The organism is Micromonospora sp. WMMC415 (assembly GCF_009707425.1).
Taxonomy (GTDB): domain Bacteria; phylum Actinomycetota; class Actinomycetes; order Mycobacteriales; family Micromonosporaceae; genus Micromonospora.
The window spans coordinates 4,907,921-4,926,369 of record NZ_CP046104.1; the positions used below are offsets into that span (position 1 = coordinate 4,907,921).

At 73.3% G+C, this 18,449-nt stretch carries 23 protein-coding genes; 12 read left to right on the forward strand and 11 right to left on the reverse strand.

Translation table 11 applies throughout. The annotated features are described in order from the left end of the window. Nucleotides 1-144 precede the first annotated feature (144 nt). Nucleotides 145-1,128 carry an aldo/keto reductase gene (locus GKC29_RS23165; RefSeq protein ID WP_155332824.1) on the forward strand — a complete coding sequence of 328 codons (984 nt, stop codon included), beginning with the start codon at nt 145-147 and terminating at the stop codon, nt 1,126-1,128. Beyond that, nucleotides 1,122-1,358, forward strand: coding sequence for a hypothetical protein (locus tag GKC29_RS23170; RefSeq protein WP_155332825.1), 237 nt, complete (start codon nt 1,122-1,124; stop codon nt 1,356-1,358). The genes GKC29_RS23165 and GKC29_RS23170 overlap by 7 nt, the downstream gene beginning before the upstream one ends. Nucleotides 1,359-1,486: 128 nt before the next feature. On the opposite strand, the gene GKC29_RS23175 is transcribed toward GKC29_RS23170, so the two are convergent. The 7 genes from GKC29_RS23175 to GKC29_RS23205 form a co-directional block, all read right to left on the reverse strand. After that, nucleotides 1,487-1,690, reverse strand: a complete 204-nt coding sequence (locus tag GKC29_RS23175; RefSeq protein ID WP_011905669.1) for a cold-shock protein — start codon at nt 1,688-1,690, stop codon at nt 1,487-1,489. A 295-nt stretch (nt 1,691-1,985) separates the two neighbouring features. Continuing rightward, entirely contained in the window at nt 1,986-2,258 is a 273-nt protein-coding gene (locus GKC29_RS23180) for a DUF4235 domain-containing protein (RefSeq protein WP_155332826.1), read from the reverse strand. Next, a complete protein-coding gene (locus GKC29_RS23185; protein WP_155332827.1) occupies nt 2,255-2,569 on the reverse strand; it encodes a DUF3618 domain-containing protein in 315 nt (104 codons plus the stop codon). The genes GKC29_RS23180 and GKC29_RS23185 overlap by 4 nt, the downstream gene beginning before the upstream one ends. Further along, nucleotides 2,566-3,000: a phage holin family protein gene (locus GKC29_RS23190; RefSeq protein ID WP_155332828.1), complete on the reverse strand. Its 435-nt coding sequence runs from the start codon at nt 2,998-3,000 to the stop codon at nt 2,566-2,568. Before GKC29_RS23190 ends, GKC29_RS23185 begins: the two co-directional genes overlap by 4 nt. Before the next feature lie 369 nt (nt 3,001-3,369). Next, the gene (locus tag GKC29_RS23195; RefSeq protein ID WP_155332829.1) at nt 3,370-4,566 is read right to left on the reverse strand and encodes a mechanosensitive ion channel family protein; all 1,197 of its coding nucleotides are present in this window, start codon (nt 4,564-4,566) and stop codon (nt 3,370-3,372) included. Between the two features lie 82 nt (nt 4,567-4,648). Continuing rightward, complete coding sequence (locus tag GKC29_RS23200; RefSeq protein ID WP_155332830.1) at nt 4,649-5,470, reverse strand: DUF1206 domain-containing protein; 822 nt, start codon at nt 5,468-5,470, stop codon at nt 4,649-4,651. Between the two features lie 60 nt (nt 5,471-5,530). Then, nucleotides 5,531-5,893: a hypothetical protein gene (locus GKC29_RS23205; protein ID WP_155332831.1), complete on the reverse strand. Its 363-nt coding sequence runs from the start codon at nt 5,891-5,893 to the stop codon at nt 5,531-5,533. A gap of 107 nt (nt 5,894-6,000) precedes the next feature. Here GKC29_RS23205 and GKC29_RS23210 point away from each other — a divergent pair, with 107 nt between their 5' ends. Further along, on the forward strand, nt 6,001-7,227 hold the full coding sequence (locus tag GKC29_RS23210; RefSeq protein WP_155332832.1) for a cysteine desulfurase-like protein: 1,227 nt from the start codon (nt 6,001-6,003) through the stop codon (nt 7,225-7,227). Further along, a complete protein-coding gene (locus tag GKC29_RS23215) occupies nt 7,224-7,511 on the forward strand; it encodes a GNAT family N-acetyltransferase (protein ID WP_155332833.1) in 288 nt (95 codons plus the stop codon). The genes GKC29_RS23210 and GKC29_RS23215 overlap by 4 nt, the downstream gene beginning before the upstream one ends. Nucleotides 7,512-7,594: 83 nt before the next feature. Here the strand turns inward: GKC29_RS23215 and GKC29_RS23220 are convergent, their stop codons facing one another. Beyond that, nucleotides 7,595-9,088, reverse strand: coding sequence for a glycoside hydrolase family 3 protein (locus tag GKC29_RS23220; protein ID WP_155332834.1), 1,494 nt, complete (start codon nt 9,086-9,088; stop codon nt 7,595-7,597). 176 nt (nt 9,089-9,264) lie between these two features. Between GKC29_RS23220 and GKC29_RS30300 the strand changes: the two genes are divergently transcribed. Next, nucleotides 9,265-9,387, forward strand: a complete 123-nt coding sequence (locus GKC29_RS30300) for a hypothetical protein (protein WP_255456067.1) — start codon at nt 9,265-9,267, stop codon at nt 9,385-9,387. 130 nt (nt 9,388-9,517) lie between these two features. Next, nucleotides 9,518-10,468 (forward strand): TIGR03557 family F420-dependent LLM class oxidoreductase, encoded by a 951-nt coding sequence (locus GKC29_RS23225; RefSeq protein ID WP_155332835.1) that lies wholly within the window; start codon nt 9,518-9,520, stop codon nt 10,466-10,468. 23 nt (nt 10,469-10,491) lie between these two features. Here GKC29_RS23225 and GKC29_RS23230 read toward each other — a convergent pair whose 3' ends face one another. After that, a complete protein-coding gene (locus GKC29_RS23230) occupies nt 10,492-10,740 on the reverse strand; it encodes a DUF397 domain-containing protein (protein ID WP_155332836.1) in 249 nt (82 codons plus the stop codon). 17 nt (nt 10,741-10,757) lie between these two features. Between GKC29_RS23230 and GKC29_RS23235 the strand changes: the two genes are divergently transcribed. From GKC29_RS23235 to GKC29_RS23245, 3 genes are all read left to right on the forward strand, one after another. After that, nucleotides 10,758-11,270, forward strand: a complete 513-nt coding sequence (locus tag GKC29_RS23235) for a hypothetical protein (RefSeq protein WP_155332837.1) — start codon at nt 10,758-10,760, stop codon at nt 11,268-11,270. A 230-nt stretch (nt 11,271-11,500) separates the two neighbouring features. Continuing rightward, the gene (locus GKC29_RS23240; RefSeq protein WP_155332838.1) at nt 11,501-13,132 is read left to right on the forward strand and encodes a RecQ family ATP-dependent DNA helicase; all 1,632 of its coding nucleotides are present in this window, start codon (nt 11,501-11,503) and stop codon (nt 13,130-13,132) included. Nucleotides 13,133-13,244: 112 nt separating this feature from the next. Beyond that, nucleotides 13,245-13,748: a hypothetical protein gene (locus GKC29_RS23245; RefSeq protein WP_155332839.1), complete on the forward strand. Its 504-nt coding sequence runs from the start codon at nt 13,245-13,247 to the stop codon at nt 13,746-13,748. Between the two features lie 73 nt (nt 13,749-13,821). Here the strand turns inward: GKC29_RS23245 and GKC29_RS23250 are convergent, their stop codons facing one another. Continuing rightward, nucleotides 13,822-14,586, reverse strand: a complete 765-nt coding sequence (locus GKC29_RS23250) for an ABC transporter permease (protein WP_155332840.1) — start codon at nt 14,584-14,586, stop codon at nt 13,822-13,824. Further along, nucleotides 14,579-15,550 carry an ATP-binding cassette domain-containing protein gene (locus GKC29_RS23255; RefSeq protein ID WP_155332841.1) on the reverse strand — a complete coding sequence of 324 codons (972 nt, stop codon included), beginning with the start codon at nt 15,548-15,550 and terminating at the stop codon, nt 14,579-14,581. The genes GKC29_RS23250 and GKC29_RS23255 overlap by 8 nt, the downstream gene beginning before the upstream one ends. 97 nt (nt 15,551-15,647) lie before the next feature. Here GKC29_RS23255 and GKC29_RS23260 point away from each other — a divergent pair, with 97 nt between their 5' ends. The 3 genes from GKC29_RS23260 to GKC29_RS30360 are packed head-to-tail and all read left to right on the forward strand — an operon-like array spanning nt 15,648 to nt 18,443. Next, the gene (locus GKC29_RS23260; protein ID WP_155332842.1) at nt 15,648-16,394 is read left to right on the forward strand and encodes a TetR/AcrR family transcriptional regulator; all 747 of its coding nucleotides are present in this window, start codon (nt 15,648-15,650) and stop codon (nt 16,392-16,394) included. Next, on the forward strand, nt 16,391-17,401 hold the full coding sequence (locus GKC29_RS23265; protein WP_196255696.1) for a helix-turn-helix domain-containing protein: 1,011 nt from the start codon (nt 16,391-16,393) through the stop codon (nt 17,399-17,401). Before GKC29_RS23260 ends, GKC29_RS23265 begins: the two co-directional genes overlap by 4 nt. Nucleotides 17,402-17,429: 28 nt before the next feature. Beyond that, on the forward strand, nt 17,430-18,443 hold the full coding sequence (locus tag GKC29_RS30360; RefSeq protein ID WP_155332844.1) for a helix-turn-helix domain-containing protein: 1,014 nt from the start codon (nt 17,430-17,432) through the stop codon (nt 18,441-18,443). The last annotated feature ends 6 nt before the right edge of the window (nt 18,444-18,449 follow it).

Genomic DNA, 18,449 nt, shown 5'->3' on the forward strand with positions numbered 1-18,449 from the left:
CGAGTCCGGGCGGCGATCCGGCAAGGCGGAGCCGGGCCCGGATACCGGTGTCGTATCCGGGCCCGACTCCAACGCCGCCGGTCGTCGTCCGGCGCCCGCCGGGGCGCGGCGAACGTTCCTGGACACCGCACTAGGCTCTGGGGCATGGAGCAGCGCACCTTCCCCCGGCTGGGCCGGACCGTCGGCGTGATCGGGCTCGGTGCCTGGCAACTCGGCGCCGACTGGGGCACCGTCAGCGAGGACGACGCGATGGCGGTCCTCGCCGCCGCCGTCGACTCGGGGGTCTCCTTCCTGGACACCGCCGACGTCTACGGGGACGGCCGCAGCGAGCAGCTGATCGGGCGGTTCCTGGGCATCCGGCCCGGCGCCGGGCTCACGGTGGCCACCAAGATGGGGCGCCGGGTCGCCCAGACGCCGGAGGCGTACACCCTGGCGCACTTCCGGGAGTGGACCGACCGGTCCCGGAAGAACCTCGGTGTCGACACCCTCGACCTGGTGCAGCTGCACTGCCCGCCGACGCCGGTCTTCGCCGACGACGCGGTGTTCGACGCGCTCGACACGCTGGTCGCCGAGGAACGGATCGCCGGGTACGGCGTGAGCGTCGAGACCTGCGACGAGGCGCTCACCGCGATCGCCCGCCCGGGCGTTGCCAGCGTGCAGATCATCCTCAACGCCCTGCGCCTCAAGCCCCTCGAGCGGGTGCTGCCGGCCGCGACGGCGGCCGGGGTCGGCATCATCGCGCGGGTGCCCCTGGCCAGCGGGCTGCTCTCCGGCCGGTACGACGAGCACACCACCTTCGCCCCCGACGACCACCGCACCTACAACCGGCACGGCGAGGCGTTCGACGTCGGCGAGACCTTCTCCGGCGTCGACTTCGCGCTCGGCCTGGAGGCCGTCCGTCGCCTCGCGCCGCTGGTCGGCCCGGACCGCACGATGGCGCAGTTCGCGCTGCGCTGGGTCGCCGACCAGCCCGGTGTGACCGTGGTGATCCCCGGCGCCCGGGACGCGGCCCAGGCCCGGGCCAACGCCGCCGTGGCCGATCAGCCACCACTGTCCGACCAGGACCGCGCGACGGTCGCCGAGGTGTACGACGAGCTGATCCGACCGCAGGTGCACGACCGGTGGTGAACGGGACGGACCCGGGGCGGGGACGGGAGAACGTGATGAAGGGCTGGCTGACGCTCACGGTCGGCCTGCTGGCCGTGGTCCTCGGTGCGCTCTGGACCGTGCAGGGGCTCGGGTACGTCGAGGGCAGCGTGATGACCGGCGTGGACCTGTGGGTCGTCGTCGGCCCGGTCGTCGCGCTCGCCGGGCTGGTCCTGCTGTGGCTGGGCGTACGCGCCCGCGACCGACGCTGACGCTCCCGGCGCACCGCGGTTCCATTCCGGACACGGTGAAAGCCCCGCATCCCGGACGGGATACGGGGCTTCGCGTCGATCCGGGGGGCCGGATCACCCACTGGCCGGCGGCTGCCGGCCGGCACCACTCAGAGGGGGCGGACCTGCTCGGCCTGCGGACCCTTCTGACCCTGGGCGATCTCGAACTCCACCCGCTGGTTCTCCTCCAGCGTGCGGTAGCCGCTGGTCTGGATGGCCGAGAAGTGGACGAACACGTCAGCACCCCCGCCGTCGACGGTGATGAAGCCGAAGCCCTTGTCAGCGTTGAACCACTTCACGGTTCCCTGCGCCATGTGCAACTCCTTCTAAAACTGGCGGCCGAGCACGCCGTGCGGCCGGTTGGCCGTTTTCGAGCAGCGGCGCCTGAGGCGGCCCCCGATGAAGGAGACTTCTCTCAACCCACGCCATCTCTACAACAGCGTGGAACAGCAAACCACGTACGCAAAAACTCTGCACAGCCTACCGGACGAAATTCTCCGACATGTGACCTGTCGGATGCCGGAGATCAGTCCGGTGGGTACCTGCGGACCGGCGAAAAGGCCCCCTCGCCGGTGGTGTTCCGGCACGGGGGCCCTTGTCGACCGCAGGTCAGTCCGGCCACCGGCCGGTCAACCGGCGTACGCCGATCGCGCCGCCCCGGTCGACGGCGGCCCGGACCACCGCGAAGATGGCCCCCTGCAGCGCCGCCGCCGCGAGGATCTCACCCCAGCGGCGGTCCTCGTCGGTCGCGCTCGGCGCCTCGCCGTCGCCCGCGGTCACCTTCCACACCTGCCGGAAGATGGCGCCCGCGACGGTGCCGGCGGCGATACCCATCAGGACGCCGACCGGCCTGTAGGCGGCCTTACCGATAGCCCGGCTCACCGGCGCCTCCCTCGGATGATCATCAGCACGACGGCCGCGGCCAGCGCACCCGCGGCCAGCGCGGCGAACGGCGCCGGGTTGCCCCGCACCCGCTCGCCCCGTTGCCGGGCCTGCCCGCGCACCCGGGCGACCGTCAGCGTGGCCTGCTCCCGCATCCGCTCCTTCGCCTGTTCCGTGGAGGACTTGAGGCGCTTCTTCACGTCGGCCTTGGCGGCCAGCGCCTCCACGGTCTCGCCCAGCTCGACCCGGGTCCGCCGGATCTCCTCCCGGAGGGCCTCGGTGTCCCCGGTGCCGCGCCCGTTGCCCGTCATGCCCGTCTCCCGTCCTTCACCGCCGCGGTGACGGTGTCGACGTCGGCGCGGACGCTGCGCACCGTCGCCGCCGGCACCGGCGGAACCGCCTGGCTGACCTGCTTCTTGCCGACCAGGGCGAGGATGCCCGCGCCCAGGAAGAGCACCACCGCGACGATCAGCGCGGCCGCCCAGGCGGGCAGGACCAGGTCCAGCAGCAGGATCGCGGTCGCGACCAGGGCACCGAGGCCGTACAGCGCCAGCGCGCCGCCGCCGCCGAAGAGGCCAATGCCGATACCGGCGTGCTTGCCCTTCTGGGTCAGCTCCGCACGCGCGAGGGCCAGCTCGTCGCGGACCAGGCGGGAGACCTGCTCCGTGGCCCGCTGCACAAGCTCGGCGGTGGACGGCTCGCTCCCGGTCCGGGTCGTGCGGGCATTCGCCACGTCAGCCATGCTGTCCTCCTTTCATCATCACCGCGCTGTATGCCCGGAGTCGCCGCCCGTCAATCCTCCCGGCCGTCCGACCGCCGCGTCCCCGCGACCTGCTGCAAGGCGCGGGGTGTCGGGCAGCACGTCCCCGGAAATGCGGGACGCAAACCTTCCTGCTTCCCTGTCCGCCCAACGTCCGCCTCGACGCGAGGTCACGCGACATCCCGCCTACTCCTGGCCGCGATCGTGCACATCCAGCGTCTCGTTGCGGATTGTGCACTGGTTCGTCAAGGCAGAACGCGCATGATCGCCGTCGATGGGGTCGGGATGCCGACACGAACGAGCCCCCCGGCACCTGGGGCGGCCGGACGATTCGGGCGGAACAGGGTCGGGTCAGCGGCGGGCGTCCACCGGTTCGTCCGGGCCGACGAAGGCCTCGCTGCGGGCGTCACCGTCGTCGCTGCCGCCGAAGACGCGGGCGTCGTCGGGCACGTCGCCGTCGGCGAGGCGGCCGGCCGGCCGGCGGGGCTGGACCCACTGCCACGCCAGGTTGCTGTCGGCGTCGCCGACCTCCGCGCGCATCCTCGGCATGGCGGTCGGCCGCTGGTCCCGGACCCAGGCGACCAGGTGCTCGCGGACCAGGCAACGCAGGTCCCACAGGCTCCCGGCGCCCGCCGCGCTGACCAGCGCCCGGACCTTGACCATGCCGCCGGTCGCGTCGGTGACCTGGAGTACGCAGACCCGGCCGTCCCACAGCTCGCTCTTCTCCACCAGGCGGCGCAGTTCCTCCCGCATCGCCTGCACCGGTACCGACCAGTCCACGTCGAACTCGGCGGTGCCGAGCACCGCCGCCTCGGTGCGGGTCCAGTTCTGGAACGGCGTGCTGGTGAAGTACGACGTCGGCAGGATCAGCCGCCGGTCGTCCCAGATCTGCACCACCACGTAGCTGAGGGTCAGCTCCTCGATCCGGCCCCACTCCCCCTCGACCACGACGACGTCGTCGAGGCGTACGGCGTCGCTGAACGCGAGCTGGAGGCCGGCGAACACGTTGCCGAGCAGGCTCTGCGCGGCCAGCGCGGCCACCACACCGACCACACCGGCGCTGGTCAGCACACCGGCGCCGATGCCCCGGACGGCCGGGAAGGTCATCAGCATCACGCCGAGGGTCAGCACCACGATCACCGCGATGGTCAGCCGGCGCAGCATGACCACCTGGGTGCGTACGCGCCGGGCGTGCCGGTTGTCGGGCACGTCGACCCGGAACCGGGCGAGCGCCGTGTCCTCCGCCACCACCAGGAGCGCGGCGACCAGCCAGGCGGTGGTGGCGATCACGGCGAGAACCAGCAGGTGAAGCAGGACCTGCCGCCAGCCGCTGCCGACCGCGTACCCGGTGGTGAACCGGACGGCGAAGTGGACGGCGAGAACGGTGGCCGCGACCTGGAACGAACGGTGCGCGTGCTGGGTCAGCTCCGTCATCAGCAGCGACCGCCGGCCGAGCCGCCGGATCAGCCGGTGGACGACCTCCACCACGAACAGGGCGATCGCCGCCGCGGCGAACACGGCGACGATCGTCCCGAGGTAGCTCTGCACAGGTGGTTCCTCTCCTCAACCGGACGCCGAACGCATCGGGGCAAAACCCCAATGGTGCCGGTCGACGGCGGAATCGACCAGTTCAGACCTTCCGGTAGCGGGACTGGAGGAAGCAGAAGACGCCGAACGCCGCGATGCCGAGGGCGACCACGGTGAGCAGCACCTGCCCGTACGCCTGCTCGCGCAGCGTCCGCAGCGCGGCGTCGAGGCCGCGGGCCTTCTCCGGGTCGTAGTTGACGGCGGCGACGACGACCAGCAGGCCGGTGATCCCGTACGCGACGCCCTTGGCGACGTAGCCGGCGATGCCGAGCCGGCGGGCGAGTTGGCGGGCCTTCGGGCTCATCTCGCCCGTCTTCAGGTGCTTCTCGAAGCGCTTCACCAGCCCGTAGATCACCAGGCCGACGCCGATCGCGGCGAGCACGACGCCGGCCAGGCCGACCAGCCACCGTCCGCCGGCGGACTCCATGGCCCGGCCGGTGAGCGCCTCCTGCTGGTCCGCGCTGTTGGAGCCGGCGTCCCGGAAGACCTTGAAGGCGGTCCAGGCGAAGTAGAGGTAGACGAGGGTCCGGCCGAGGGAGGCGAGGCGTTCCCAGACCCGCTCCCGGCCCCGCTCGACGCGGTGGCCGACGGCGGCCTCGAGGGCCTGCCAGATCGCCATCGCCGCGAGGCCGATCGCGATCGTGACGACGAGGACCCTGCCGAGGGGTTGGGCGGCGAGGGTCCGCAGCGCGCCGGACTGGTCGCCGTCGGCGGCGGGGTTACCGAACGCGATCTGCAGTGCCAACCAGGCGAAGAGAAGGTGCACGACCCCGTAGCCGATGAAGCCGGCCCGGGCGAGGAGTTCCAACCACCGGCTGTTCGCCGTGCGGGCGGCGGTGGCTTCGGCGTTCCGGGTGAGAGACATGGCGCCTCAATCTCCGGACGCGAAGATTTCCAAACGTGTCGCCACCGCCGCCGCCCGGGCTCAGCCGCCGTTGGCCGCCACCTGGATCTTGACCTCCTGGTCGGTCACGCTGTCGAGGGTGACCGAGAAGTCGCCGACCTGGGCGGCCTGCTGGCCGGTCGTCAGCGTCACCTGCTCGCCGGCGACCTCGACGGTCACCTGGTCGCCCTCCGCGCCGATCAGCTTGGCCTCGACGCCGAGGATGCTGGCGGAGGCGTCGACACCCCGGTCGAAGGTGACGGTGCAGGAGCCGGCCAGCGAGCAGTCGGTGGAGGCACCCTCGGAGCTGCAACCGGCCAGCACGGCCACGCCGAGGGCCAGACCGGCGAGCAGGCCGGCGGCCCGGCGGGCGGGGGGAAGGGGGAACATGCGTCGGTTCGTCACGGCGCCAAGAGTACGAGACGCCCGCGACCGGACCATGATCGACAGCGGGAGCCGGTGCGGTGTCCGGAACTGGCAACGTCACCGGCCACCGCACTAGGGTCCCGGTCATGCCGTTCGACATCGCCCGCACCCGGGCCGCGTACCCCGCCCTGGCCGAGGGCCACGTCCACCTCGACGGGGCCGGCGGCACCCAGATTGCCGGACCGGTCATCGAGGCGGTCGCCGAGGCGATGCGGACGGCGATCGGCAACCGCAGCGCCGCCAACCTGCCCGGCCGCCGGTCGCTGGAGCTGGTCGACGCGGCCCGGTCGGCGGTGGCGGACCTGGTCGGCGCGGTCCCGGAGGGTGTCGTGCTGGGGCCGAGCGCGACCGCGCTGACGTACACGCTGGCCCGCACGCTCGGCGCGTCCTGGCGGCCCGGTGACGAGGTGGTGGTCTCCCGGCTCGACCACGACGCCAACGTCCGGCCGTGGATCCAGGCCGCCGAGGCCGCCGGCGCTACCGTGCGCTGGGCCGAGTTCGACGGGCGCACCGGCGAGCTGCCCGCCGGCCAGTACGCCGACCTGGTCGGCGAGCGGACCCGGCTGGTCGCGGTGACGGCCGGCAGCAACGCGATCGGCACGGTCCCGGACGTGGCGGCAATCGCCAAGACCGCTCACGCGGCCGGCGCGCTGGTCTGCGTGGACGGCGTGCACGCGGTCCCCCACGGGCCGACCGACCTCGCCACGCTCGGCGCGGACTTCCTGGTCACCAGCGCCTACAAGTGGTCCGGGCCGCACCTGGCGGCCATGGTCGCCGATCCGGCCCGCTGGGAGCGGCTGCGCCCGGCGAAGCTGCGCCCCTCCTCCGACGCGGTGCCCGACCGGTTCGAGTACGGCACGCCGAGCTTCCCGCTGCTGGCGGGCGTGGCCGCCGCCGTCGACCACCTGGCCGGGCTGGACCCGGCGGCGACCGGGAGCCGGCGGGCACGGCTGCGGACCAGCCTCGCCGCCGCCGAGGCGTACGAGGAGTCGCTGCTGGCGCGGCTGCTCGACGGCCTCGCCGCGCTGCCCGGGGTGACCGTGCTCGGCTCCCCCGCCCGGCGCTGCCCGACGGTGTCGTTCCGGCTGGCGAACCTGTCCCCGGCGGCGACGCAGGAGGCGCTGGGCGCGGCCCGGCTCTGCCTCTCCTCCGGCGACTACTACGCCTACGAGTACTTCCGGACGGTGGGGCTGCGGGACAGCGGCGGGGCGGTCCGGGCCAGCATCTACCACTACAACACGGCCGCCGAGGTGGACCGGTTGCTCGCCGAACTGGACGTCCTGGCCGGCACCGGAGGCAGAATGGCCGGGTGAGCACCCTGGTCGAGGACAATCCCGCCAAGCACCGCTTCGAGATCCTGGTCGACGACGGCCTCGCGGGCTTCACCGCGTACCTGCCGCGGGACGGGTACCTGATCTTCACGCACACCGAGGTGGACGAGAGGTTCCAGAACATGGGCGTCGGCGCGGCGCTGATCCGGGGCACCCTCGACCAGCTGCGCGAGCGCGGCACGAAGATCGTGCCCCAGTGCCCCTTCGTGGCGGCCTTCATCAAGCGCCACCCCGAGTACGCCGACCTGGTGACCGACCGGACCTGACGCCGCACCCGCCGTCAGGTTTCCGGCCGCGCCGCTCGGGCGGCACCGGCCCGCGCCCTCAGGGGAACGCCGATCCGCGTCCCTCAGGCGACGCCGGTGAGGATCTCGGCGGCGGCGACGCCCGCGGCACGGGTGGCGCCGTGGGTGGCGAGGTGCACCCGCCCGGCGACCAGCTCCGGCACGCCCAGCTCGACGACGACCGCGTCGGGCCGGGCCGCCAACGCGCGGTCGACGGCCGCCCGCATCCACCGGTGCCGGTGCAGGTCACGCACCACCAGGACGACGCGGCGGTCGGCGGCGCCGGCCGTCGGGTCCCGGGGCACGTCGGCCTCGGCGTACCGGACGGCGGTGGTGCCCGGCACCAGGTCGGCGAGCGGGGCGGCGACACCCCACGGGGTGTCCGGGCCGATCGCGATGTTGGGTGGCGGCTCGAACTCGACCACGTGCGCCGGGCCGGTCAGCGGCAGCAGGCCGATCCCGCCGCGGGCCGTGGTGACCCGTACGGCTCGGCGCGCGGCGGCGAGCCCGACGCCGGAGCTGTCGCCCGGCAGCCGGACGGGCCGGTCGGCGCGGGCGGCGACGGTCCAGGCGGAGAGCTGGCCGACCCGCTTCGCGGCCTCGGTGAGTCGTTCCTCCGGCAGTTCCCCGGAGACGACGGCGGCCACGATGGCGTCCCGAAGGTGCCGCGCCGACTCCTCGTCGGCGCGTTCGCCGCCGACGCAGATCGCGTCGGCGCCGGCGGCCAGGGCGCGCACCGCCGCACCGGCGAAGCCGTACCGGTCGGCGACCGCCCGCATCTCCACCGCGTCGGTGACGATCACGCCGGAGAACCCGAACTCGTCGCGCAGGAGCCCGGTCAGGATCCGGCCGCTGAGGGTGGCCGGCAGCTCCGGGTCCAGCGCCGGTACGAGCAGGTGCCCGGTCATCACCGCCTGGACCCCGGCGGTCACGGCCGCGCGGAAGGGAGCGAGTTCCACGGCGTTCAGCCGCAGCCGGTCACCGGTGATCCGGGGCAGGTCGTGGTGGGAGTCGACCCGGGTGTCGCCGTGCCCGGGGAAGTGCTTGGCGCACGCCGCCACGCCACCGGACTGGAGGCCGCGTACCCAGGCGGCGGTGTGCCGGGCGACCAGGGCCGGGTCGGCGCCGAACGAGCGGACGCCGATGACCGGATTGTCCGGGTTCGAGTTGACGTCGGCGTCGGGCGCGTAGTTCAGGGTGACGCCGAGGGCGGCGAGTTCCGCGCCGAGGTCGTAAGCGACCTCCTCGGTCAGGGCCGGGTCGTCCACCGCGCCGAGCGCGAAGTTGCCCGGCCGCGAGCTGCCCCGGCCGGATTCGATCCGGGTCACGTCGCCGGCCTCCTCGTCGATGGCGACGACGACGTCCGGGCGCTCGGCGCGCAGGGTCGCGGTCAGCCCGGCGACCTGCTCGGGATCGACGACGTTGCGGGCGAAGAGGACCACCGAGCCGAGCCCCTCGGCGAGCCAGCGGCAGACCCAGGGTGGCGGCGTGGTGCCGACGAAGCCGGGCTGCAGGACGGCGGCGGCCAGGGACGCGAGATTCCCCTCGGGCATGGTCACGCTCCCACTCCGGCCTGCTCCTCGTTCAGATCGCTCATGCGGTGGTCGTCCCCCCGTCTCTGCACGGCCCGGCACCTCCGCGACCGGCGGCGGTGCTGCCATGCTCACACCGCGCGACCAAATAGTCAATAAACCTTACAGTTGCCGTCCCGACATCTGGCGGCGACAGTGCGGGGATGGACCCCGTGCTGCTGGCCGAGGCGACGAGCCCGGCCGACGTCCCCGGTGTACGCCTGCTCGGCGTGGTGGTGGGCGGCCTGCTGCTGCTCGCCGCGATCCGCGCGATGTTCCGCCGCTGAGACCCGCGACGCCGCCCGCGCGGTGACCGGCGCGCGCGGCGACGCGTCGCCGAAGCCCGTGCGGCCCGGCGGGTTCCCGCGGCGACCCCCGGGGTACGACCCGTCCACGGTTTCCGGCGAGGGGGCGACGATGAGGATCGGCTACTTCCTGTCCAGCGAGGAGTTCACGCCGGCCGAGCTGCTGGCGCAGGCACGCGGCGCCGAGCGAGCCGGCTTCGAGGGGCTGTGGATCTCCGACCACTACCACCCGTGGACCGACGCGCAGGGGCAGAGCCCCTTCGTCTGGTCGGTCATCGGGGCGCTCAGCCAGGTGTGCCGACTGCCGGTCACCACCGCGGTCACCTGCCCCACCGTCCGCATCCACCCGGCCGTGGTGGCGCAGGCGGCCGCTACCAGCGCGGTGCTGCACGAGGGGCGCTTCGTGCTCGGCGTCGGCAGCGGCGAGGCGCTCAACGAGCACATCCTCGGCGACCCGTGGCCGCACACCGACACCCGGCTGGAGATGCTGGAGGAGGCCGTCGCGGTGCTGCGCGACCTGTGGAAGGGCGACTTCGTCAACCACCGCGGCCGGCACTACACCGTCGAACACGCCCGCGTCTACACGCTGCCCGAGACGCCCCCGAAGGTCTACGTCTCCGGTTTCGGCCCGAAGTCGGTCGACCTCGCCGCCCGCATCGGCGACGGCTACATCAACACCTCGCCCGACGCCGAGCTGGTGCGGCGGTTCCGCTCCGCCGGGGGCGGCGACAAGCCGGTCCAGGCCGGCTTCAAGGCGGCGTACGCGGACAGCGAGGACGAGGGCGCGCGGATCGCGTACCAGCGTTGGCCGAACGCGGGCGTACCCGGTGAGCTGTCCCAGGTGCTCCCCTCCCCGCGCCACTTCGAGCAGGCCGCGAGCATGGTGCCGCAGGAGACGATGACCTCCGCGTTCGTCTGCGGCAGGGACGCCGACGCCCACGTGGCGAAGATCGAGGAGTACGCGAAGGCCGGCTTCGACGAGGTCTACGTCGCCAACGTTGGCCCGAACTGGCAGGGCCTGTTCGACCTCTACCAACGCGAGGTGCTCCCCCGGGTCCGCTGACGGGGTGGCGGAGAGAAGCGGCTTCAGCGCCGCGTCGGCGAGCTGCCCGAACCGCGCGGGAAGCAGAGCAACGCTGCCGTCACCGTGCGGCAGGATCTCGCCGCATGGGGCGGCCGGCGACTAGCGGCGTAGCTCGACACAAAGCTCTGCCAGGCTGCGGGCCTGAAGGTCAACGTCGCCCCCTCGCGGTCCTTCGTGTCCCGGAGGCGCGCCAGACGAGAGCACCGCCGACCCCCGCCTAGACTTAGCCCGCCCCTGACCTGCCCGGACATGCGACAACGGAGACGACATGCAGGTGACCGAAGCCCTTGACGCCATGGCGGCACTGATCCGCGCCAGCGAGCACCCCGACATCACGGACGTTACGCGCTATGGCACGGACACCCGCCCGGGCGGACAGTCGCCGTCCGGCGTGAAGGTGATCTACCAATCCGGCTCCGCCGCGATGCTCTGGGCTGCCGACGCACCCCGCCCGGCGCCGGCACCCGTGCCGCTTCCCGCCGAGATGCCGCCGCCAGCACAGCGGGCCGCCCGGCTGCTCATGTTCACCATGCAACTCCTCGATGTCGCCCGTCCGCCGATCTTCAAGAGCTGGGAGCCGTGCGGCTTTCCCGATGTTCACCTGATGCCGGCTGCTTTGCGGATCACCTGCCAAGACGGAAGCACGCTCTACCTTCGTGTGACTGCCGCAACCGGCCCGACCGGCGACCCGACCGAGGACCCTCATCCCGATTACCGATTCCCCGAAGGAGTCCGCACATGGCCCCCGGTAGTCAGTGCTCAGTCTGCGGTGCCCGAGTAGGCGTCTCCCCCGGCAAGCCGTGCCCACCGCACCAGGCGATGGGTAGCCGAGGCACCTGCCCCGGCTCGGGACAGCCGACGTACTGACCGCTGAACGACGATGGAGCCCCGGCCGCTCGCCTCGCAAGGGAGGGAGAGCCGGGGCTCTGTCGTGTGCCGGCCGGTGGGGCATGACCCCTTCAGCCCGGCCGCGGTTTCACCGCTGATCAGCCGGGGTACCTCCGGCCCTCGATGAAGCTGTCCACGCACTCGATGACGTTGCGCCGCGCCGCGAAGAGCCTCTTCGGCTGGACCGCGCTGCGGCCCCACCAGCTCGCCGCGATGCGGGCGGTGATGAAGCGCCGTGACGCGCTGGTGGTGCTCCCCACCGGCGCCGGCAAGTCGGCGATCTACCAGATCCCGGCCAGCCTGATTCCCGGTCCCACGGTGGTGATCTCCCCGCTGCTGGCCCTGCAGCAGGACCAGATCGCCGCGCTGAACGAGCGGCAGCGGCCCGAGCTGCGGGCGGTCCGGATCAGCTCCGACGAGTCGCCGGCCCAGCAGGCCGAGGCGATCGGGGAGATCCGGGCCGGACGGGCCGAGTTCCTCTTCATCACGCCGGAGCAGCTCGCGAACCCGGACCGGATGGCCGAGGTGCGGTCGCTGAAGCCGGCGCTGGTGGCGATCGACGAGGCGCACTGCATCTCCGCGTGGGGCCACGACTTCCGCCCCGACTACCTGGCCCTGGGTCACCTCATCGAGGGGATCGGGAGGCCGCCGGTGGTCGCGCTGACGGCCACCGCCTCCCCGCCGGTCCGCGACGACATCGTCGCCCGGCTGCGGTTGCGGGACCCCGAGATCGTCGTCTCCGGCCTGGACCGGCCCAACCTGTTCCTCGAGGTGGCCCACTGCCCGACCGAGGACTACCGCTGGCGGCGGTTGATCGCGTTGCTGCGCGACGACGAGCGGCCCGGCATCATCTACGTCCCCACCCGGCGGGCGGCGGAGGAGCTGGCCGGGCGGCTGACCGACGCCGGTTTCCCGGCGCAGTACTACCACGGCGGCATGGCAGCCGGAGCCCGTGCCGAGCTGCACGAGGCCTTCCTCGCCGACCGGGTGCCCATCATGGTCGCCACCTCGGCGTTCGGCATGGGCATCGACAAGCCCAACATCGCCTGGGTGGTGCACATGGCGCTGCCCGACTCGCCGGACAGCTACTTCCAGGAGATCGGGCGCGCTGGGCGCGACGGCCAGCCGGCCCGGGTGCTGCTGCTGTGGCAGGCGGAGGACGTCGGGCTGCAACGCTACTTCACCGGCGGCCTGCCGGACGAGAACGAGCTGCGGGACCTGTCCGCGCTGCTGCGCCGCAGACCCTGCACCAGGAAGGAGCTGCGGGAGCTGACCGGCCTGGGCCCGCGCAAGCTCGGGCAGTACCTCGCGCTGCTGGAGCAGGTGGGCGCGGCCGAGCCCGGGGGCCGGCAGCGAGTCGGCGCGCCGCGCTACTCACCGACACCCGTGGCGGCCGCCGCGGCGGCCCTCGCGGAGGCGGAACGGCAGCAGACGGTGACGCGTTCGCGTACCGACATGATGCGCGCCTTCGCCGAGACCACCGCCTGCCGCGGCCAGACCCTGCTCGCGTACTTCGGCGAGCAGATGACCGCGGTCTGCGGGCACTGCGACAACTGCCACGCCGGCACCAGCACGGCGGACAACGGCGCGGTCGGCCCGTTCCCGGTGCACAGCCAGGTCCGGCATCCCGAGTGGGGGCCCGGCCTGGTGCTGAGCTACGAGGACGACCGCATGACGGTTCTCTTCGACGAGGTGGGGTACAAGACGCTGTCCGTCAGCGTGGTGTCCGAGCAGGGCCTGTTGACGCTGGACTAGCCTGAGGCGGTCGCCCTCGGCGGGGCGGCCGGACGCCGCGACGCAGCGCGGCGGTCGGAGACGCCGCGGCGCGGGCGGCTGTGGCGGAGCACGAGCGAGAAGGAGCGGTGCCGTGATCGAGCAGCCGGCGTACACCGGGTTCGGTTTCACCGACGGGGAGTGGGGGCTGCTGGTCGGCCTGCCGCAGTCGGTGCTGACGGCGGCGAGCGCCGCGGAGTCCGACGGCGCCCGGCGCACGATGGCGGAGAACGCGGCCGGCATGGACACCATCTCCGCCGGTCGCGAGTCGGCCAGCCCGCTGGTCGCCGCGGTCGCTGGCGAGGTGGTATCCCGGGTGGGCGATCCGGAGGCCGGCGCGGAACTGCCGGTGATCGAGCCGGCGGACCCGCGGGCGCTCATGGAGGACGTGCTGGGCCGGGCGAAGGAGGCGGCGGCGCTGCTCGCCGCCAAGGTGGACGAGGGCGAGGCCGGGGCGTACAAGCACTGGCTGGTCGAGATCGCCGAGCAGGTCGTCGGCGCGGCGTCCAGCGGCGGCATCCTGGGCCTCGGCGGGGACGTGGTGAGCGACACCGAGCGCCGGTTCCGGGACCGGCTCGCCCAGGTCCTCAACGACTGACGGGATCGACGGCGGCGGCGGTGGTCCCGGCGAGGACCACCGCCGCCGTCGTTTCGTGTCGGCTGCCGGCCGGTCAGGCGACCCGGCGGCGGAACAGCAGCGCGGCGAGCACCATCGACGCCGCCAGGATGCCGAGGCACCAGGCCACCGCTCGGGCCGGCGCCGCGCCCGCGGGGGTGGCCAGCAGCAGCGCGCGCAGCGTCTCGATGACCGGGGTCACCGGCTGGTGGTCGGCGAACCCGCGCAGCCAGGTCGGCATGGTCTCCACCGGCACGAACGCGCTGCTGGGGTACGGCAGGAACATCACCAGGAAGGTGAAGCCGCTGGCCGCCTCGGGGGTACGGGCGAGCAGGCCGAACGCGGCGGACAGCCACGACACGGCGAGCAGGAACAGCAGCAGCACCCCGGCCGCGGCGAGCCAGCGCAGCGGGTCGGCCGCCGGGCGGAACCCGATCGCCACGGCGACACCCAGCACCAGCACGGTGGAGACCATGTTGCGGGCGACGCTCGCCGCGACGTGGCCGCCGACGATCGCGGTGGCCGCGACGTCCATCGTGCGGAGCCGCTCGACCACCCCGTTGGTCAGGTCGGTGGTGACGCTGACCGCCGTGCCCGCCGCACCGAACCCGGCGCACAGCAGCAGCACGCCGGGGACGACGTACGTGACGTACGCGCCACCGGTGTCGATCGCGCCCCCGAAGAGGTAGACGAAGAGCAGCATCAGGATCACCGGCAGCAGCAGCGACGTGAGCAGCGCGTCGACGTTGCGACGGGACAGCCGTACGCAGCGTCCCACCAGGACGGACAGCTCGGCCGGTCGGGCGGTCAGCTCAGACACCGGCCACCTCCCGCGCGTCGGCGGGCGCCGGCTGCCCGGTCAGGGTGAGGAAGACGTCGTCGAGGGTTGCCGTACGCAGGTGGAACCGGGCGACCCCCTGCCGGTCGGGGTCGACCTCGTCGAGCAGCCCGCGCACCTGGGGCGCGCTGCCGTCGGTCGGGACGGCCAGCTCACGCCGGGCGCCGTCGGCGTGGGCCACCCGGTCACCGAGCCGGCGGACGGCCGCGGCGAAGCGGTCGTCGTCGCGCATCGTGAGCTCCAGCCGGTGGGCGCCGAAGCGCCGCTTCAGGTCCGCGGCGGTCCCCTCGGCCGCCAGCCGCCCCCCGTGCAGGACCGCGACCCGGTCGGCGAGCCGGTCGGCCTCCTCCAGGTACTGCGTGGTGAGCAGCACGGTGACGCCGCCCGCGGCCAGCTCCCCGACGACCTCCCACAGGGCCTGCCGGCTGCGCGGGTCGAGCCCGGTGGTCGGTTCGTCCAGGAAGATCACCGACGGCTCACCGACCAGGCTGGCGGCGAGGTCGAGCCGGCGGCGCATCCCGCCGGAGTAGGTGGCCACGCGCCGGCCGCCGGCCGCCGTCAGGTCGAAACGCTCCAGCAGCGCGGTCGCGCGGCGCCGGGCGGCGGCGCGGGGCAGCCTGGTGAGGCGCGCCATCATCTCCAGGTTCTCCATGCCGGTCTGCCCGTCGTCGAGGGCGGCGTGCTGGCCGGCCAGGCTGATCACCCGGCGTACGCGCCGCCGCTCGCGGACGACGTCGTGCCCGTCCACCCGGACGCTGCCCCCGTCCGGCGCGGTCAGTGTCGCCAGGATCCGCACGGTGGTCGTCTTCCCCGCGCCGTTCGGACCGAGCAGGGCGTGCACGCTCCCCCGGGCCATTCGCAGGGTCAGCCCGTCGAGCACCGTCACCGCCCCGAAGGACTTCCGCAGGCCGACGGCTTCCACCGCCGGTCCCGTCCACTCCCCCATGGCTGCCACCCTCCGTGTTCTGTGTATGGCATACGCTTTACTGCGTAGACCATACGCAGAAGCTAGGATGGCGGTCAACAGCGAACGAGAGGCGAGGATGAGCGAGCCGGACGTCGACCTGCCCGACAGCGTGGCGGCCGCCTGGGGGCTCCAGGAGCGACCCGGCAAGGGCCCCCGGCGCAGCCTGACCCTGGAGCGGGTGGTGGCCGCCGCCGTCCGGGTCGCCGAGACCGACGGCTTGGCCGCCGTCTCGATGAGCCGGGTCGCCGGCGAGCTGGGCGTCGCCACGATGTCGCTGTACCGGTACGTGTCGACCAAGAACGACCTGGTCGACCTGATGGTCGACGCGGCGTACGGCGAACCACCGCCACCACGCGGGTCCGACGAGGGGTGGCGGCCCGCGCTCGCCCGGTGGGCCGAGGCGAACGTCGCGGCCATCCGCCGCCACCCCTGGCTGCGTCACGTACCGATCAGCGGCCCGCCGATCCGCCCCAACCAGGTCCACTGGATGGAGCAGGGCCTCGGCACGCTCCGCGGCACCGGCCTGCGCCCGACCGAGCGCCTGTCGACCGTCCTGCTGGTCAGCGGGTACGCGCGCACCTGGGCCACGCTCACCGTCGACCTCGCCGAGGCGGCCGCCCGGTCCGGGGTCGGCCCCGACGAGGCCAACACGCGTTACTGGCAGCACCTCGAACTGCTCACCCGGACCGGCACCTTCCCGGCGGTCCGGGAACTGCTCACCGAATGGGCCCAGGAGGAGGACGAGGAGTTCGACGCGGAGTGGGAGTTCGGCCTGAACCGGATCCTCGACGGCGTGGACGCCCTGATCCGGAGCCGCCGATGACCGCCCTGCGCACCGAAATCCTGGACACCACCGCCGTGCCACCCGCGGACCGTTGGCCGTACTTTCTGGACATCGCCGAACGGACCGCCGCGCGGGTGGACCTCGACAGCGCACACGTCACCGATTTCCGCGCTGTCTCCCGAAGCGTCGACCTGGGCACCGTCAAGCTCAGCCGGCTGCGCTACCAGTCGCTGAGCGCGCAGCGCACCCCCCGACTCATCCGTCAGGCCGATCCGGAGGTCTTCCAGGTCGCCATGGTGCTGAGCGGCGCGAGCGCCATCAGCGCCCGCCGGCGGGAGACCTCGATGACCCGCTCGGACCTCACCCTCGTCGACTGGAGCCGGCCGCACCGGTTGATGCACGACAGCGCCAGGGACGGGCGGGAGCAGGCATCGTCGATCACCGCCGTGTTCCCCCGGGCGCTGCTACCGGTACCTGCCGACCGGGCCGACCGGCTCGTCGCGTCCCGGATGTCCGGCACCGAGGGACCCGGCGCGCTGCTGGCGCAGCACCTCAACCACCTGACGCGTCACCCCGAGCAGTTCCGCGACGCGGACGCGCCCCGGCTGGCCGAGGTGACCCTCAGCCTGGTGGCCATGCTGCTCGCGCACCACCTCGACGCGGAGGATCAACTCCCGGTCGACGTACGGCAGCAGGCGACGTTCGCCCGGATCCACGCCTTCATGGACCGGCATCTCGGCGATCCCGACCTCACGCCGCGCGCCGTGGCCGAGGCGCACCACATCTCCCTGCGCACCCTGCACCGGCTCTTCGAAGGTGAGGAGGAGACCGTGGCGCAGTCGATCCGCCGTCGTCGGCTCGAACGCTGCCGGAAGGACCTGCTCGAACCCGTCCAGCGGCACCTGCGGGTGCAACAGATCGCCCGTCGGTGGGGGTTCACGGATCCGGCCCACTTCAGCCGCGCCTTCCGCAGCGCGTACGGCATGAGCCCGGCGGCGTACCGGGAACGGCACGCCGAGCCCCCGACGGGAGGCCGGACAGAATGACCCGACCGAGGTGGAGAGGGGATCAGTGATGACGGCGCTGCCGGTCGAGACGATGGACACCACGCGGGTACCGCCGGCGGACCGGTTCCCACTCTGGGTGGCGATGGCGGGCGAGGTGTCCGCCCCGGTGGCCTTCACCAGCGACCACGCGCTCGACTTCCACGGTCACGCCCGGCTGATCAGCCTCGGCGACATCGCGGTCACCCGCTTCCGGTACCAGTCGCTGGTCGGGCGACGCACGCCGAGACTCATCCGGCAGGGCGACCCGGAGGTCTACCAGATCGCGCTGCCGTTCGCCGGCACCTGCACGATCAGCGCGCGCCGCTGCGACTCCGCCATCCCCAACCGCGACTTCACACTCGTCGACTGGGGGCGGCCCCACGACCTGTCCCACACCCTGGGGCCCGACGGGCGGGAGCCGGCCGGGTCCGTCACGGTCGTCATCCCCCGCGCCCGGCTCCCGCTCGATCCCGACCGGGTGGACCGGCTCACCGCCGCCCGGCTCCCCGGCACGACGGGCCCCGGTGCGCTGCTGGCCCAGCACCTGCACCACGTCACCCGGCATCCCGAGCAGTTCACCGCCGCCGACGCGCCGCAGCTCGCCGAGATCACGCTCAGCCTGGTGTCGATGCTGCTCGCCCGTCACCTCGACGCCGAGGGCGGCCTTCCCGCGGACGTCCGGCGCCAGGCTCTGCTGGCACAGGTCCGGAGCTTCCTCGACCGCCACCTGCACGACCCGGCCCTGGATCCGCAGATGGTCGCCGACGCCCACCACCTCTCCCTGCGTTCCCTGCACCGGCTCTTCGAGGGCGAGGACGAGACGGTCGCGGAGTCGATCCGGCGACGCCGGCTCGACGGATGCCGGCGGGACCTGCTGGCCCCACTGCTGGGACACCTTCCGGTGGCCCAGATCGCCCGCCGGTGGGGCTTCACCGACCCGGCCCACTTCAGTCGCGCCTTCCGGACCGCGTACGGGATGAGCCCGCGGGCGTACCGGGCCCGGCACGGTGTGCCCGCCACGGGGCGGCACACCACCCACTGACCGGAC